Source organism: Alteromonas sp. CNT1-28 (genome assembly GCF_022348345.1).
GTDB classification, from domain to species: Bacteria; Pseudomonadota; Gammaproteobacteria; order Enterobacterales; family Alteromonadaceae; genus Alteromonas; species Alteromonas macleodii.
Map to the genome: position 1 here is coordinate 87,219 of NZ_JAKREZ010000020.1, position 16,085 is coordinate 103,303.

Sequence of the window (16,085 nt, forward strand, 5' to 3'; positions counted from 1 at the left end):
CTACGCAGGTTGCGCTATGAACGATGAAGCGGCAAATTCTAACGTACCGCACCAGTGTTTCAGTGCGTTTTCTTGAGCCACTACTTTTCTGAGAATATCAATGATCGGACTGCTATCTAGCAGCGTCTTGGCACTTTTGTTTGTCGCAGCGAGTACAGTACGCTGCATTTCTGGCTGTGTTATTTTCAGTGATGAAACTAGGCCAGACTCCTTTAAATGAAAAATAGCTGATGTAGGAAGGATCATCACGCCTTCTCCCTGCATAACTTGCCTAAGGCCAGTCATGAGTTGTCCTGAATAAGCCAAATCGTGCTGCAAACTAACGCCCGTTGCTTTTTCATAGTCAGCAATTAGTTGACCCAATGCATCTTTGTTACCCGGTGATAGCAAAGGTAATTCACTGATTTCCCAGAAACGGATCGTCGTTCTATCTCGAAGCTTGGCGTATTGTTCACACGATGAGGAAGCAGAAAAAACCAAATGAAGATCTTCTTGAATTAGCGGTGTGACTCGCATGAATTTAGGGTCGACAGCTTGCTGATAAGTAAGCGCAACATCCACCTGCTTTGACTCAAGCCAATCATTAATGGTGTAAGACGGTCCAGTGCTGATTTCGACTTTGAGCCCTTTATGGTTCGCCGTTATTTCCGTGAGCAGCGGTAAAGAAAGCACATTGCCGATTGACGGTAGCATGCCTATTTTTACTACCTTCTTTTGTCCAGTTTGAAAGGCTTCCAATGCGGCCTTAACGTTGTCTATTTCGGTTAGCAGCTTTAATGCATGTTTATAAAAAACTTCGCCTGCCGATGTTAGGTTTACTCCCGAAAAACTTCTTTCAAGCAGCGTCGCTTTCATCTCTCTTTCTAAACTTGCCAACTGCTGACTAATGGCGGGTTGAGCGATATCCAATGCTCTCGCTGCCGCAGCAATACTACCCTTACGCACAGTCATAACAAAATAATGCAGCTGTTTTGAATGCACTTGCCCTCCTTACAAAGGTGGTGAGTTCTAGAACGGGAACGGTTTAATGAAGACGGCAGCAACGAATATGCCATTCCATTAAGTTATATGAAGCAAAATTGTAAAAATGGACTAAAAGCAGTGGGGCATGAAAATCTTGTCTTTCCCCATACTTAAGTCTAATAGCATTAAATTAGCGCCCTGTGAGACGGCTCAATATTTTTCTTATACCCCTGAATAATCTTCTTTCTTCCTGCAAAGCCAAAGAGTTTTTAGCCTTGTTCTTGTACACGAGTGGCTAGACAACAATAACAAGATGCTTCTCGCATCAAAGTAGTGCTCGTGCGTGCCTAAAAAGAGTGCAGATTTTAATAATCCACACCCACAAAACTAAGTAGCAATAAGCACGATTGGGAACACAAATGAAACAGAAAAAGCTCCACACTGCAGTACGTTACGCACTTACCGGATTAACACTTTTCACTACTTCATTGCTTGTACAGGCGCAAGAAGTGACTGAAGAAACCACAGAAGCCAAAGACCTAGAACGCATTGCCGTTGTTGGTGCCCGCGGTGCACCGCGTTCAGTAACCAGCTCTCCTGTACCGGTTGATGTACTCACCGCCGAAGACGTTGAAGCCGTTGCGTTTACCGATATGAACAATGTCCTTATGACACTCGTTCCCTCTTATTCCGTAGGCCGTCAACCCATTTCCGACGGCGGAACGTTTATCCGTCCAGCAACGCTTCGAGGTATGCCCACCGATAAAACGCTTGTTTTGGTTAACTCTAAACGTCGTCACAGGGCCGCACTTGTTTCAATTGGCGGTTCTGGCACACAGGGGCCAGACATCGCAACTATTCCAACAGCAGCAATTCAAAGTGTTGAAGTGTTGCGCGACGGTGCAGCTGCGCAATATGGCTCAGATGCCATTGCAGGTGTTATCAACTTTCAATTAAAAAATAACACCGAAGGCGGCTCGTTCACTGCCGACTACGGCAGCTACTACGAAGGAGATGGCGATCAAATTACCGTTACTGGGAATAAAGGTTTCGCGTTAGGCGACGATGGCTTTTTCAGTATTTCAGCCGAATACTCTGACAGCGAGGCCACCTTTCGCGGTGAGCAATATTGTGAGCCATGGTTTTGTGTGGATGACCAGTCAGATCAATACATCGCTGATGCTACGGCCATGGCCAACAGCGTTCATGGTTCAGACGTAGTCCAACCATGGGGGCAACCAAATACAAGCGGGACGCGTGTTTTCTTTAACGCCGGTTACGCACTATCCAGTGAACTTGAACTCTACGCATTCGGTAACTATTCAGAAAGTGAAGGTGACGGTTCATTCTATTATCGCTATCCAGGCAATGGCACCATTGAAGACATTCGACTTGAGGACGGTTCAATCTGGAACCCGCTAGAGTTCTTCCCTGGTGGCTTCACGCCTCGTTTCTTCGGTGATGTGACTGACTACTCATTTGTTGGTGGTGTTAAGGGCATGTCGGGCGACCTTACTTATGATATCAGTGGTCGTTACGGCAATAATGAAATCTCTTACACACTAGCCAATACCATTAACCCGTCACTGGGTAACGAGTCACCTACTTCATTTAAGCCGGGTGACTTAACCAACGAAGAAACACAGATTCAAGCTGACTTCACCTATGACTTGAACCAGTATGTTCTTGCCTTCGGTGCAAGTTACTTAGACGAGTCATACGAAATATCTGAAGGCGAGCTAAGTTCCTATTTTGCAGGCTCTTACGCCACATCCGACCCTTGGGAGTTTTGTAACGACGACTACACCACTACGGCACTGGGCGCTGCTGTCATTGCAAACGGTTCAACTCTGAATTGTGCCAACTACACCAGTGCTGACAGTAACGACGATGGGGTTGAAGATGATGGATTCGCTGGAGTAGACGCCGTTTATACTGTTGTAGGCGTTGGCTCCAACGGCTTCCCTGGCTATTCACCAGACTATTCGGGCTCATACGAGCGTGACTCATATGCGGTATACACGGATATCTCTGGTGACATTACAGACGAGTTGTTTGCTCAGGCTGCGCTGCGTTATGAAGACTATTCTGACTTTGGCTCAGAAGTAGTATACAAAGTAGCAGGGTTCTATCAGTTTAGTGATGAAGTAGGCTTTAGGTCGTCTTTTGGCACTGGCTTTAGAGCCCCTACTCCAGGTCAGCAAGGCACCACCAACGTATCTACACGTCTGCCCGATGGCTTCCCAGTAGCAACAGGTCTGTTCCCTGCTGGCGGCGAGGTAGCACAAGCGCTTGGTGCCAACGAGCTTTCACCTGAAAAGTCGACCAACTTTACGCTGGGTATGACTGCGAACTATGGCGATTTAACGCTCACTGTTGATTACTACAACATCAAGCTTGAAGACCGCCTTTACTCTGTGTCTACCCGAGATGTTTCCACCACTGTCGTTACCGACCCTCAAGCAGACGGTTATGACGCATACCAAAACTATCTAGCCCTAGCAGGTGCCAATGTTTCTGGCGCTGAGTCCATTGGTGGTGTGTTCTTCTTCCAAAATGCTTTCGATACCGTAACCGAGGGCGTGGACGTTGTTGTTACTTACAAGATGGAATCGAAGTATGGCGCAACCGTGCTAACCGGCTCTGTAAATTACAACAAAACAGAGTTCGATTCTGATCCGAGTGAATACTTGAACGCTGAGGATCAGTTCGACTTTGAAAATGGCCGTCCCGAAATGCGTGGTGTCTTCTCAGTTACCCACAGTTACGACGTGTGGTCTGCCGTTGCACGTCTTAGCTATTTTGGCGAATACGAAAATGCGGGAAGCGATGACGGGGTAAACGCCACGAATATTCAAACCTTTGGTGACGAATATATGTTCGATATAGAGGGCTCCTATCTTATTAACGAAAACCTTACCCTGTCAGTGGGGGTAAGAAATCTCTTCGACAATTACCCAGATGTAAGTACTAACGGCGACGCCTGTTGCGGTGAAGTCTATGACTCTGCCTCGGTGGTTGATTGGCAGGGAGGATATTACTACACCCGACTTGCAGCCCGTTTTTAACTGGCTCCTTGCAAACACCGACATAAGTCGGTGTTTGTGTATGTAGTTAACTGTATATAAGAAAAACTTAAAAGGTCATTCATGTTTAAAGCTGTTTCATGCGGAGTAAAAAGCAAATGGAAATAGAGCTACTGTGGTTTGTAGTTACTTTGTATATAACTGGTGCCATTGCAGGTATCACGGCAGGTCTGTTTGGTAATGGCGGGGGGTTTGTTGTGGTACCTGCTCTTCTCGCTGTTTTTCCGTTTTTTACTCCTCCATCAGAAGCCCTCGTTAAGGTAGCCATCGGAACATCATTGGCATCCATTGTGGTATCAAGCGCTCGGTCAGTGATGGCGCATCGCGCTAAAGGTGCGGTGGATTTTGACATTCTTCGCTCGTGGAGTATTTGGCTTATTCTTGGCGTTGGTGGCGGGCTGCTCATCGCAAACAACTCCAGCGCCAATGGTTTAACGGTCGTGTTCGCCGCTGGTGTTCTACTTTACTCCGTATACTTCCTTTTCCCTGAGTTCGTTGTAAGACCCGGGCTTGTTTTCGATATGCCTAAAGGCATAGGCAAAGCGGTTTTGGCGTTTGTTCTGGGTGGTTTCTCTGCTCTGCTTGGCATAGGCGGCGGTACGCCAACAGTAATCACTATGGTGATGTGCCAGCGCACCATTCAACAGGCTGTCGCGACCGCCGCAGGCGTCGGCTTTCTTATCGGGCTTCCAGGTGCCATTGGCTTTTTGTTTATGAAGCACCCTGAAACCGCCTCGTTGCCGGTAGGCACTATTGGCTACATCAATATACCTGCGCTTATTGCTATCAGTATTGGGGCAATCTTTACCGCTCCAATCGGAGCCAAAATGGCGCACAACTTCAGTGAAAAGAAGCTAAAGCGCTTATTTGGCATCTATCTCGTCATTGTTTCTAGCGCAATGTTCTATAAAGCCATTTAAAAGAAGAAGGAGACAACCCGTGAGTTATAACCGTTCAAGACGCTTGTTTATTGGTGGCACAGTTGCAGCGTCAGCAATAGGTGCGAGTGGCATAAGTCACCTTGTGAGCGCCCAATCTGTTAGCGCAAGCGCTTCCCCATCGTCTGTTATGTATGGACCAAAGCCTGGGGTTGCAAAGCTCAATGCCAATGAAAACCCGTTTGGGCCGAGCCCGAAAGCGCTAGACGCTATCGCAAAAGCATCGGCGGAAGGTGGAGCCTACTATGCTTATCCCGCCGCTATGACACTATTGGATATGATTGCCGAGCGCTATGGCATTACTCGAAAGCACATTTCTTTAAGCGCCGGTTCAAGCCCTATTCTTTCCTACGCCGCCCTTGCGGCCAGCAAGAACGGAAAAATTCTGGGCCCGGACCTTTTTTGGGACACCACGTCTAAAGCACCTGAAAAACAAGGTGCGCCAGAAATCGTGAGAGTTGCTAATACGGCAGAGCTTGATATTGACCTTGATGCCATGTACGCCGCAATAGACGACTCTATTGGTATGGTGCACATTTGTAACCCGAACAATCCAACGGGAAAAGTGCTCGATCCGAATAAGCTTCGCGAATTCTGCATAAAAGCATCTAAAAAAACACTGGTGTTGGTCGACGAGGCATATAACGAGCTTATCGATGAGCCTCCTAAGCATTCAATGATTCCGCTCGTTAAAGCTGGTCATAATGTCATTGTAGCGAGAACCTTCTCAAAGATTTATGGCTTAGCAGGTATGCGCGTGGGCTATTTAATCGCATCAGAGGAAAACACTGAGTGGATCAATCGCTATGGCATGGGCGGCTATACATTGAATCAAGCAGGCCTTGCCGCGGCTATCGCCAGCTACAATGACGATGCCTTTTTAACTTTCTCTAAAGAGAAAATTTATGAAGGTAAATCTATGGTTATGGACGCAGTAAAAGCAAATGGATTGACAGCGCTACCTTCTAGTACTAACTTTATTTTTGTTAATTTAGGTGACGGCAACGCAGAGTACTTCCGCCAAGCCATGGCTGAACAGGACGTGCTGATTAGAGGAATCTACCGTACGTACGACAACTGGTCTCGCGTAAGTATGGGAAAAATTGGCGATGTAAAACGCTATGTTGATGCCATGCCCAGTGCACTTGAAAAAATGTACACTATGCAAAATACTTAGCTGCAAGGGTGTGCATTGTCGGCCGATGCACACCTCGCTACTTATAGACTTAAATTTTCTGCTACTTCCTCGTTTACTCTCCTAGTCATTTTCAACTAAAAGTCTAATACGCATAAAAGTCACTTCTGTCATATACTCATTTTAAAGCGCCACTGCTCAAAGAATACGCTGATTGGAAAATTTTTACGGTATTGTTGCAGTAACGCTAAAGTTGCACATACTTTACTAAAAAGGCATCGCATTAAATGCCGCTCTAGGAGGCTGTAAATGTCAATTTCTGTATTAGTAGCTGATGATTCTAAGTTGTCGAGGCGTAGTGTGATTCGCTCACTTCCGCAAGATTTAGAGTATGACATCACCGAAGCAACAAACGGGCAAGAAGCCATAAATGCGCTGTCAGAAAGTGAATTTGCATTGGTACTTTTAGACCTAACCATGCCAGAAGTTGACGGCGTTGGTGTGTTGGAATTCTTGCACCAAAGGCCCGACGCCCCAAATGTAATTGTGATTAGCGCTGACTTTCAGCCAGAAAAACAGAAAATTGTCATGTCTCTGGGGGCAAAGCGCTTTTTACGCAAACCGCTTGATAAAGAAGAATTAGCAATGTCGTTGTTTGAGTTGGGGTATCTATGAGCATTGTACTACCACTAGACGAAGAGCAAAGAGATGCCCTTCAAGAACTCCTAAATATTTCCATGGGGCAAGCGGCTAACTCTCTTGCGCAGTTAATTGAAACCAAAATTGATATTTCTATCCCAAAAATCTCAGCGGTTACTCCCACCCAGCTTTACAGTCTCTTATTTGAAACCGAAGACGCTTTCTATACCCGTCAGTCTTTTTTAGGCGACGTACACGGCGAAGTGATGTCTGTGCTATCTCAAGCTGGATTGAGTGAGGTCGCAACGTTAATGGATTACGATGAACCATTAAGCAGAGAAGACATTCAAGAGATTATCTTGGAGCTTTGTAACATTTTGGCAGGTGCGTGTTTGGCTGGTCTTTCCGACCAGTTGGAGCTTACCACTAACTTGAACATGCCCACGTTATTCTTGCCCGATAAAGCGAACTTCGATGAGTTGCAATGGCAGCACAGCTTAGTGATGGAAGTGCAGTTTATTATCGCGATCTCGTCGTTTAGCATGCGCGTTGTTTTCTGCTTAGACGATGAATCTCTTGCACGCATGAAAGACACATTGGATGAGTTACTCGCATAATGTTTGAACAACTGGTAGGTAAATTACCTGTCGGAATTGGTATAGTCGATGAGAGCTTTAAGGTTGTTTACCTAAACGACTTCTTTTTAGATCGACTTCCTCACAATATGCGCGACTGCTATAAAGAAACGCCAGTTGTTGAGTTATTTCAAGGACAAGGTAAGTTTCTAAAACGCAGGCTGAAGTCTGTATTTGTACTGCAACACCCCAGCTTTAGCTATTGGGAACAACGCCCCCACATCTTTCCGTTTAAGAGCTCTCGCCCTATAACGGGTGAAGAAACACAGATGTATCAAAACATGGAAATCTTGCCCATTAAAGACAAAAACACAGGGCAAAAATTGGCGTGTATTTTTCTGCAAGATGTGACCGCCCAAGCTAGCTATTTTAGAGCCCAGCAAAAGCTTTCAGAAGCGCTGAAAAAAGAACACGAAGCGCAAAAAAAGTTAATTCGCAAACTCGATACCGCACAAAGTCAGCTTATTCAAGCAGAGAAAATGGCTTCTACTGGTCAGCTAGCGGCGGGGATCGCCCACGAAATTAATAACCCTATTGGTTTTGTGAGCGCTAACCTCAATACACTTGAGCAATACGCAACTCACCTTATTGCGATTTGTGATGGCGTTCAGGAGCAACTCGAACACTTCACCGACGAACTTAAAGAGCAGGTCGACGCACTGTTTGAGTCTAATCACTACGACTTGTTAAAGGACGATATTACTGAGCTAATTGCCGAATCGACAGATGGTCTTACCCGCGTAAAAGACATCGTCGAAAACCTTAAGAACTTTTCGCTGGAGACTACCGAAGGTGTGCAGATAGTAGATATCTGCGCCGTGTGTCACCAGCTGATCACGCTTATTTCCGCCCAGTACAGCACGCCCCAATATAAATTTGAATGTGAATTAGAGAAAGTGGAGGTAATGGGAAACCCTGGGCCGCTGAAACAGGCGCTAATGAACGTCATGATAAATGCAGCGCAGGCCATAGCAGATAGGGGCTTCATTAAACTTACTGTGCTCGATTCACCTACGTTGGTGACCATCAAAATACTGGACTCGGGTTGCGGTATTCCTACAAAACATCTAAAGCGAGTCTTTGAACCCTTCTTTACTACAAAGCCCGAAGGGCAAGGCCAAGGGCTGGGCCTTTCTGTGGCTTACACCGCCATTGAACAACATCAAGGTAAAATATCTATTAGCAGCAAAGAGGCAAAAGGAACCGTGGTAGAGATCACCATTCCGAAACAGCCTGCAGCACAGCCCCCGTCCAGTGAAGATAATGAAGAGAATAAAGAAAACGAAGCGGAAAACTCTCAAACGGCCTAGAAAACAGATAGCCCAGTACAGAGTAAGACGTTGTTAATACTCACTCTGTTTGTATGTCCTCTGACTGAACTAACAAGCAAGCTTTTTTACTTCACAGGCTTTAAATGTATACACACCCTTGCTGTTTAACGTCCGCGAAATGGCTCCTTCATTAAGCAAGTAATTAAGGTGAGACAAACACTCTGCTACTGCAAACACCATGTTGCGACTAGAGAGCTTGCGCTTAAACATAACCGGTAATAGCTCTACGACCGTTTGAGGTTGCTCGCAAGCATTTAACAGTGCTTTTAGGTGCTCGTGATGATGAGCAATAAGCGAATCTACTCGCTCATGCAGGCCGATAAAGGGTAGCTTGTGAGCAGGTAATACTGTCGCACCTTTGGGCAAATTCTTGAATTGCGGCAGCGTAGAAAGGTAGTCGTCTAAGGTGTTGGCATCAGGCTCTGTTGAGTAGGCCCCAATGTTTGGCGTGATAATCGGCAAAATATGATCGCCTGATATGAGAATATTTTTTTGCTTATTGTAAAGGCACGCATGCTCAGGAGAGTGGCCGCGGCCAATGATGATCTGCCATTCGTTACCGCCAAGCGACAGCGTCATACCATGCTTTAGACGTGTGTAGCTAATAGGTAGTGGTGAAACGACGCTGCTGTAGCCGTTGCCTTCACCAGAAGTAAGCTTTGCGATCATGGATTCGTCTAAACCTGCTCGCTGGTAGTATTGCACATCCCGGTCATTCGTTGCGCCATTTCTTCCTGCCGCAAACGCTCTGGCAGTAAAGTACTCAGTTTGAGACATATAAAAGGGAACATTATACGTGTCGGCTATCCAGCCCGCTAACCCTACATGATCAGGATGTAAGTGCGTAACGATGACACCAACTATTGGCCCGTCTAATTGCTTGAATATACGCTCCCACAGAGCTTTGGTGGTGGACGTTCCTATGCCAGTATCAATGACCACCCAACCGCCTTCACCGCGGATCAGGTACAAATTTATGTGGTCAAGTTCAAATGGAAGCGGCATTGTTAGCCAAAGAACACCATCGGCCACTTCTATTAGCTCGCCCGGCTCTACCTGTTTATCGAATAGATATTCCATATCGCCCTCACCTTTTCTATCGTGCATGGTCTAACGTGCACAAAGACTGTACGTTTTCGTTTTAACTCGCGCTGCTTACAAAAACAAACATATCTGTCGAATAGAGATCTATAGGAGTAGGTGATAACAAACGTTATACTAAGCCTACTGCCGTTTCTCGTGCACAGTGGTAGCGCATTTTTATTGCACCTTTGCGCCAGTTATTGAACAGATAATGGTAATGCGAGTTTATAAAACGTACACGCCCATGAGGCTATTTAAAGAAATTAACGTCAACAAAGCCGGTTAGTAAATCAGATCCATGTCAGCCTCAACAATACAACAAGGGTTCATACTCAATAAAAGTACGTTTACCCGGCGAGGCAAGGTGCATGTTGAGCTATGGGTAAAAACGCCCAGTAGCACCGCTAGGTTAATTTCTTCACCCCAATACCCCACTTGCTTTGTATCTGTTGATCACGCCAATGATTTACGCAATATCGCCGAGCGTATTTCTGCAAAGATCAGTATTTCAGATGACGGGTTTCACACGCTGGAACAAGTTCCTGTTGCGACGGTAAAAACCGCAACCGAATCACACATGCATCAGCTTCGCCAGCATGCGCAGGAAAGCAGTATTATATTGTACGAAGCGGATATTCGCGTTGCCGATCGCTACTTAATGGAGCGCTTTGTGTATGGTGCGGTGGAATTTCTGGCTCCGCAAGATTTCGACGATACGCCTCAGACCGTTATAGAAAATGCGCAAATCAGACCCTGTCAATTCAGAACCACATTTACATCGCTAAGCATAGACATCGAATGCAATGAGCATGAAGAACTCTTTAGCATTGCGTTAGCCGGTGAGGGACTCAACGTTGTGCTGCTTCTATGCCCACCACGTTTTGTTGGGCAAACATTGCAGGGACAAGAAGACAGCGCGTACGAGCTCATTACCGTTGAATCAGAAAAAGTACTACTTGAAGCATTTTTTTCTTATCTTACATCCTACGACCCAGATATCATTTTAGGCTGGAACGTTAAACAGTTCGATATGGCGGTACTTGAACGCCGTGCTAGGGCTAACTCGCTAAAGTATGCTATCGGCCGCCATGGCAGAGAGGCTTCTGTAAGACAGTGGGAAGATCAAACCCTCGTTGATGTGCCAGGACGATGCGTTATTGATGGTATCGAAGCGCTAAAAACAATGACTTATCAATTCGAGTCGTTCTCGCTCGATCACGTTTCTGAAGAACTGCTTGGCGAAAATAAGCTTATCCAAGCCGCCGACAAGCTTGAAGCGATAAAGCGTCTTTATCATAGCGACCCTGTTGCTCTCGCTAACTATAACTTTAAAGACACGGAACTGGTCAATCGCATTCAGGATAAAACCCAATTTATCGATTTTCTGGCGCTGCGCAGTATTCTTACCGGCCTAGATATGAGTCGCCCCGGAGGGTCAGTAGCCGCGTTTTTAAATGTGTACTTGCCTAAGCTTCACCGCAAGTCTTATGTCGCGGGGATAAGACCTGAGAATGGAGGCTTGGCTAGTCCGGGTGGTTATGTCATGCGTTCCCAGCCAGGTTTATATAAAGACGTTTTAGTCCTAGATTTTAAGAGCCTGTATCCTTCCATCATTCGTACATTTAAAATCGATCCGTTGGGACTTGCAGAAGGGCTTAAGTCTCCTGACACGGCGATAGAAGGTTTTAAAGGCGCAGTATTTAGCCGCGAATCTCATTTTCTACCTTCCATCATTGAAAACCTATGGCTTCAGCGCGACGAAGCCAAAAAACAGAATGACGCACCGCGCTCTCAGGCCATCAAAATATTAATGAACTCCTTCTATGGTGTGCTTGGTAGTGGAGGTTGCCCTTTCTACGATCCTCGCCTAGCTAGCTCAATCACATTAAGGGGTCACGAGATTATGCAAACCACTGCGGGTTGGATTGAAGAACTAGGCTATACGGTTATTTACGGCGATACCGACTCAACATTTGTTCATGTAGAAGGGAATGATGCACTGGGTACGCCCCCAGAGACTGGACTTGAGCTCGCTAGCATTATTAATCGAAAGTGGACAGAGTTACTAAAAAGTGAGTTCGACATTGATTGCCACTTAGAAATTGAGTTTGAATCTCACTTTTCTACGTTTTTTATGCCGACGATCCGAGGCTCTTCCGAAGGCAGCAAAAAACGTTACGCAGGAATGAAGGGCGGTGAACTTGTCTTTAAAGGCTTAGAAAATGTCCGCTCTGATTGGACGGTACTAGCTAAAACCTTCCAGTACGAGCTGTACAAAAAAGTGTTTACTGGACAGCCTGTTGAAGACTACATAAATAGCACGATAGCAGCGATAAAGTCCGGTGAAATGGATCACGCTTTGGTCTATAAAAAGCGGCTGCGAAAGCCTTTGTCGTCGTATACCAAGTCGCTACCTCCCCACGTAAAGGCAGCGCGATTAGCGGACGAGTACTATAAAGAACAGGGGTTGCCACTTCGCTATCAGTTTAATACTACCATTGCTTATGTTATTACAGTACAGGGCCCTCAAACCGCAGAAACTGCCACGGCCCCCCTTCAATATGACCACTATATTGAAAAGCAAATCCAACCCATTGCCGATAGTATCTTGCCTCTTATTGGCCTGAATTTTGAGACAATAGCGAACGATCAACTCTCGCTGTTTTAATCTCATTAATGGGGTTCTATCTATATCTGAGAACAGCTTAAGTTTGACGTATGAAGATCTTGCAAACACTGCGACAATTTAACATAGCAATAACATTGAAAACCTCGCCTTAAATTTTTATTACCTCACTAAATCAGTTAGTTATGCATTTGGCACATTCAATGAATAATGAATTACGTAAGTCATTAGCGGTGTCAGATTGAAACTTATTTCCAATCTGCACCTATGTTGAGGTCTGTGGACCTAGTGGTTAGGGCAATTGAACGCCCGAGTTCACTGTAAAAGCCAGAAGGAATTTGATTATGAAGATCACAAAACTAAGTATGATTACCAGTGCTGTTATTGCTGCAACACTATCTGCTTCAGCAGTAGCAGGCCACCACGAAGAGAAGATCTCGATGGGATTTAACGCAATGGATAAGGATGGAAACGGCTATATCGTCGGTTCAGAGTCTTCTGGCGTTATTGACAGTAAGCTTCTCGCAAAAATGGATACCGATGGTGACAGCATGATTAGCCGTGTTGAATTCAACAAGTTTGTTGATGAAAAACCATCAATGTTTAGCGACGACATCATTACTCAGGTGAAAACTGAAGGCACCAATGACGCTCTACTCTCGGAAAAGGGCAACCCTGAATTATTCTCTAAAGCAGACGGTGAAATGATATCAGAGAAGAATAAGGAGCTTCGTACTGAAATGTCAGCCACAGCCGACAATAAGTTTACTGAAATCGATGTAGACAGCGACGGTAAGCTTACAGCCGAGGAGTTAAAGGTTGCACATGTCGAAGGTGACTTTGAGATGATGGACGAAAATGGCGATTCTTACGTTACCCGTATGGAATATCGTGCCTACTTCGAAGGTATTGAGTCTGAATAGACACTCACCTTTCGTAAAGTAAAAATTTTTAGGAAGCCTCCTTCGTCGGAGGCTTTTTTGTTTCATTAAAGTCGAGACAATTTTCTTTAGACATCAAATACATTGTCACTTTTGGTTATTACTCTCCTTTCAGCGTGTACGACGAGTCACACAAATTCATCGTTGAATAACCCCATATACGACTAACATCTTGTCGACAAAACCCGTTTGCAACAATATTGTTAATAAAGATTGAATTATTTGTTTTATTCGTTGCGTATTCAGCATTTACTGCAATTGTTGCCATTGGTTATTTGGAACCAAAAGCCGAAACAGCCAACTCTATTATTTATATATAAATCAGATGCGTACGCGCATGGAGGCAAGATATGATGGAATCAAAATTTACACCGAACTCACTACTCCCTCTTCAGAAAAGTGAGTTTACTGGCTCTGATGACGCTGAGCTGACGTCGCTCACTATCGGTCAGTATTTCAAAAATGTTGTCGACAATTATGGCGATAACCCAGCGATTATTGTAAAACATCAAGACGTTAGCTGGACCTATCAGCAGTATTGGTATGAAGTAGAACGTGTTGCTTGCGGCTTACTTGCAAACGGTGTAGGACCTGGCGACCGTGTGGGTATATGGTCTCCGAACAATATCGAATGGTCGATCGTACAGATGGCCACTGCGCGAATCGGGGCGATCATGGTATGCCTGAACCCTGCTTATCGCCCTGATGAATTAGCGTTTGCTATTAATAACGTTGCCGTAAAATACTTAGTCATGGCGCAGTCATTCAAGCAGTCAAATTACGTCGCCATGTTGAAAGAGCTTGCGCCAGAAATAGACAGCCAAGATAAGAACACACCAAAGCGTCCTCTAACGCTTGCTAAGTTGCCTTCACTTAAATATGTATACACTATTGGCGATAAGCCTGTAGAAGGATTACAGGCTTTTTCTGCATTGCAAATAGAACCAACGGAAGCGCTTAAATCTCAGTTGGAGGCCGTTGAATCGAACCTTAGCGCGAATGATAACATCAATATTCAGTTTACCTCCGGCACCACGGGAAATCCGAAAGGCGCAACGTTAACGCACCGAAACATTCTAAATAATGGGTTATTAGTATCACAAGCAATGAGGTTCACACACAAAGACAAACTTTGTATTCCCGTACCGCTTTATCACTGCTTTGGAATGGTATTGGGCAACTTAGTTTGCTTAGCATCAGGTGCATGCGCAGTATTCCCCGGGGAGTCATTCGACCCTGAGACAACACTCCGTACAGTAGAAGAAGAAAAGTGCACGGGATTACATGGCGTACCAACCATGTTTATTGCCGAGCTCGAACTATCCAACTTCAAGAGCTTTGATCTATCAACACTAAGGACAGGTGTCATGGCAGGTAGTACCTGTCCAGAAGAGCTCATGCGAAAGGTCCATAGTGAATTTCATATGACAGAAGTCGTCATAGGTTATGGTCAGACAGAGTGTAGCCCTATCAATCATATTACTAACATTGACTCGCCATTTGAAAAGCAGGTCAAAACCGTAGGGCGCGCTATGCCCCATACAGAAGTGAAAATTATAGATCCCCAAGGCAATACGGTGCCTATTGGAGAACCTGGCGAAATCTGCGCGAGAGGCTACTGTGTAATGAAAGGTTATTGGGGTGATGAGGTTAAGACGAAAGCCACCATAGACGATGAAGGTTGGCTTCATTCTGGCGATCTTGGAGAAATGGACGAAGAAGGCTATGTCACAATAGTTGGTAGAATAAAGGACATGATCATTCGCGGTGGCGAAAACATTTATCCACGGGAAATTGAAGAAGTCTTATATCAACATGCGGATGTGTCAGACGCCGCTGTCTTTGGTATTCCTGACAACAAATATGGCGAGCAAGTATGCCTATGGATTAAGGCAAAGGAAAATCGACATATAGACGAGGATCAGATACGCGACTACCTGAAATCCAAACTAGCCTACTTTAAAGTACCCAAATACATCAGCGTAGTGAAAGAGTACCCCATGACGGTAACAGGGAAGCTTCAGAAGTTTAAAATGCGCGAATACATGATAGAAACACTGAAGAAGCAAGCCCTACAAACCGAAGCATAATCCCAGCAAATAGTGGGGTCAGAGTACATTTCGAAAGTTGGGGTCAGAGTACTGTTTAAAAGATAACGCTTTAAAGTACACTGACCCTACATTCGTATTTCCAACGCTTGCACCTAAGCTACAGTCTGTACCTATCTACTGAATTTTCAAACTGCCTGTTACATGCCCTAGAGAGTTAAAGAGCTCGAATTATTGAGTTAGCCCACAATAATGGGGTCAGAGTACATTTCTTTTTTTAACGAAAGTGAGAGCCAAAAAGTACTCTGACCCCTTTACTCCTGAGTGAAAAGACTTAAGGTCTGTATCGGAGTTTGTGCGCCTTAAACTATTCGATAAATGAAACTTTCACAGTGACTAGAAGTAGGTAAAAAGAGCAGTCGCAGAAAAACACATTTTAATAATGGGGTCAGAGTACATTTCACTGATTTAGCGGCACTGGGGGGGTAAGGGAATGACTATGTTCTGATGTTTAAAGTAATAAAGTACTCTGACCCTGAGGTATCCCCACAAATAATATTGGAGCCTGTAACAGATTCTGTGTAACTGCCATTAGTTAATATGCTTTTCGAGGCGTTCCTCGAACTCGATAATAAATCGACTCATCGCCTGACGCCAGTT

11 protein-coding genes are annotated in these 16,085 nt (G+C 45.1%); 9 read left to right on the forward strand and 2 right to left on the reverse strand.

What is annotated here, in order from left to right; all coding sequences use genetic code 11:
- The gene (locus tag MHN02_RS13495) at positions 1-981 is read right to left on the reverse strand and encodes a LysR family transcriptional regulator (RefSeq protein WP_014977398.1); all 981 of its coding nucleotides are present in this window, start codon (positions 979-981) and stop codon (positions 1-3) included.
- 401 nt (positions 982-1,382) lie between these two features.
- On the opposite strand from MHN02_RS13495, the gene MHN02_RS13500 reads away from it, so the two are divergent.
- From MHN02_RS13500 to MHN02_RS13525, 6 genes are all read left to right on the forward strand, one after another.
- Positions 1,383-4,031 carry a TonB-dependent receptor gene (locus MHN02_RS13500; protein WP_156078825.1) on the forward strand — a complete coding sequence of 883 codons (2,649 nt, stop codon included), beginning with the start codon at positions 1,383-1,385 and terminating at the stop codon, positions 4,029-4,031.
- A gap of 116 nt (positions 4,032-4,147) precedes the next feature.
- On the forward strand, positions 4,148-4,969 hold the full coding sequence (locus MHN02_RS13505) for a sulfite exporter TauE/SafE family protein (protein ID WP_239246690.1): 822 nt from the start codon (positions 4,148-4,150) through the stop codon (positions 4,967-4,969).
- A gap of 19 nt (positions 4,970-4,988) precedes the next feature.
- The gene (locus MHN02_RS13510; protein WP_014949490.1) at positions 4,989-6,164 is read left to right on the forward strand and encodes a histidinol-phosphate transaminase; all 1,176 of its coding nucleotides are present in this window, start codon (positions 4,989-4,991) and stop codon (positions 6,162-6,164) included.
- A gap of 267 nt (positions 6,165-6,431) precedes the next feature.
- Positions 6,432-6,797, forward strand: coding sequence for a response regulator (locus MHN02_RS13515; protein WP_014949491.1), 366 nt, complete (start codon positions 6,432-6,434; stop codon positions 6,795-6,797).
- A complete protein-coding gene (locus tag MHN02_RS13520; protein WP_171338547.1) occupies positions 6,794-7,378 on the forward strand; it encodes a chemotaxis protein CheX in 585 nt (194 codons plus the stop codon). Before MHN02_RS13515 ends, MHN02_RS13520 begins: the two co-directional genes overlap by 4 nt.
- Positions 7,378-8,706, forward strand: a complete 1,329-nt coding sequence (locus MHN02_RS13525; RefSeq protein WP_239246685.1) for an ATP-binding protein — start codon at positions 7,378-7,380, stop codon at positions 8,704-8,706. Before MHN02_RS13520 ends, MHN02_RS13525 begins: the two co-directional genes overlap by 1 nt.
- 69 nt (positions 8,707-8,775) lie before the next feature.
- On the opposite strand, the gene MHN02_RS13530 is transcribed toward MHN02_RS13525, so the two are convergent.
- The gene (locus MHN02_RS13530; RefSeq protein ID WP_014949494.1) at positions 8,776-9,807 is read right to left on the reverse strand and encodes an MBL fold metallo-hydrolase; all 1,032 of its coding nucleotides are present in this window, start codon (positions 9,805-9,807) and stop codon (positions 8,776-8,778) included.
- Between the two features lie 301 nt (positions 9,808-10,108).
- Between MHN02_RS13530 and MHN02_RS13535 the strand changes: the two genes are divergently transcribed.
- The 3 genes from MHN02_RS13535 (at position 10,109) to MHN02_RS13545 (ending at position 15,467) form a co-directional block, all read left to right on the forward strand.
- Positions 10,109-12,478 carry a DNA polymerase II gene (locus tag MHN02_RS13535; protein ID WP_275444911.1) on the forward strand — a complete coding sequence of 790 codons (2,370 nt, stop codon included), beginning with the start codon at positions 10,109-10,111 and terminating at the stop codon, positions 12,476-12,478.
- A 302-nt stretch (positions 12,479-12,780) separates the two neighbouring features.
- Positions 12,781-13,359: a hypothetical protein gene (locus MHN02_RS13540; RefSeq protein ID WP_014949496.1), complete on the forward strand. Its 579-nt coding sequence runs from the start codon at positions 12,781-12,783 to the stop codon at positions 13,357-13,359.
- Positions 13,360-13,727: 368 nt separating this feature from the next.
- Entirely contained in the window at positions 13,728-15,467 is a 1,740-nt protein-coding gene (locus MHN02_RS13545; protein ID WP_239246687.1) for an AMP-binding protein, read from the forward strand.
- The last annotated feature ends 618 nt before the right edge of the window (positions 15,468-16,085 follow it).

Coding starts and splice junctions, on each gene's coding strand:
- MHN02_RS13505 (WP_239246690.1), top strand. CDS start 4,148: ATGGAAATAGAGCTACTGTGGTTTGTAGTTACTTTGTATATAACTGGT.
- MHN02_RS13525 (WP_239246685.1), top strand. CDS start 7,378: ATGTTTGAACAACTGGTAGGTAAATTACCTGTCGGAATTGGTATAGTC.
- MHN02_RS13500 (WP_156078825.1), top strand. CDS start 1,383: ATGAAACAGAAAAAGCTCCACACTGCAGTACGTTACGCACTTACCGGA.
- MHN02_RS13530 (WP_014949494.1), bottom strand. CDS start 9,807: ATGGAATATCTATTCGATAAACAGGTAGAGCCGGGCGAGCTAATAGAA.
- MHN02_RS13540 (WP_014949496.1), top strand. CDS start 12,781: ATGAAGATCACAAAACTAAGTATGATTACCAGTGCTGTTATTGCTGCA.
- MHN02_RS13535 (WP_275444911.1), top strand. CDS start 10,109: ATGTCAGCCTCAACAATACAACAAGGGTTCATACTCAATAAAAGTACG.
- MHN02_RS13520 (WP_171338547.1), top strand. CDS start 6,794: ATGAGCATTGTACTACCACTAGACGAAGAGCAAAGAGATGCCCTTCAA.
- MHN02_RS13515 (WP_014949491.1), top strand. CDS start 6,432: ATGTCAATTTCTGTATTAGTAGCTGATGATTCTAAGTTGTCGAGGCGT.
- MHN02_RS13545 (WP_239246687.1), top strand. CDS start 13,728: ATGATGGAATCAAAATTTACACCGAACTCACTACTCCCTCTTCAGAAA.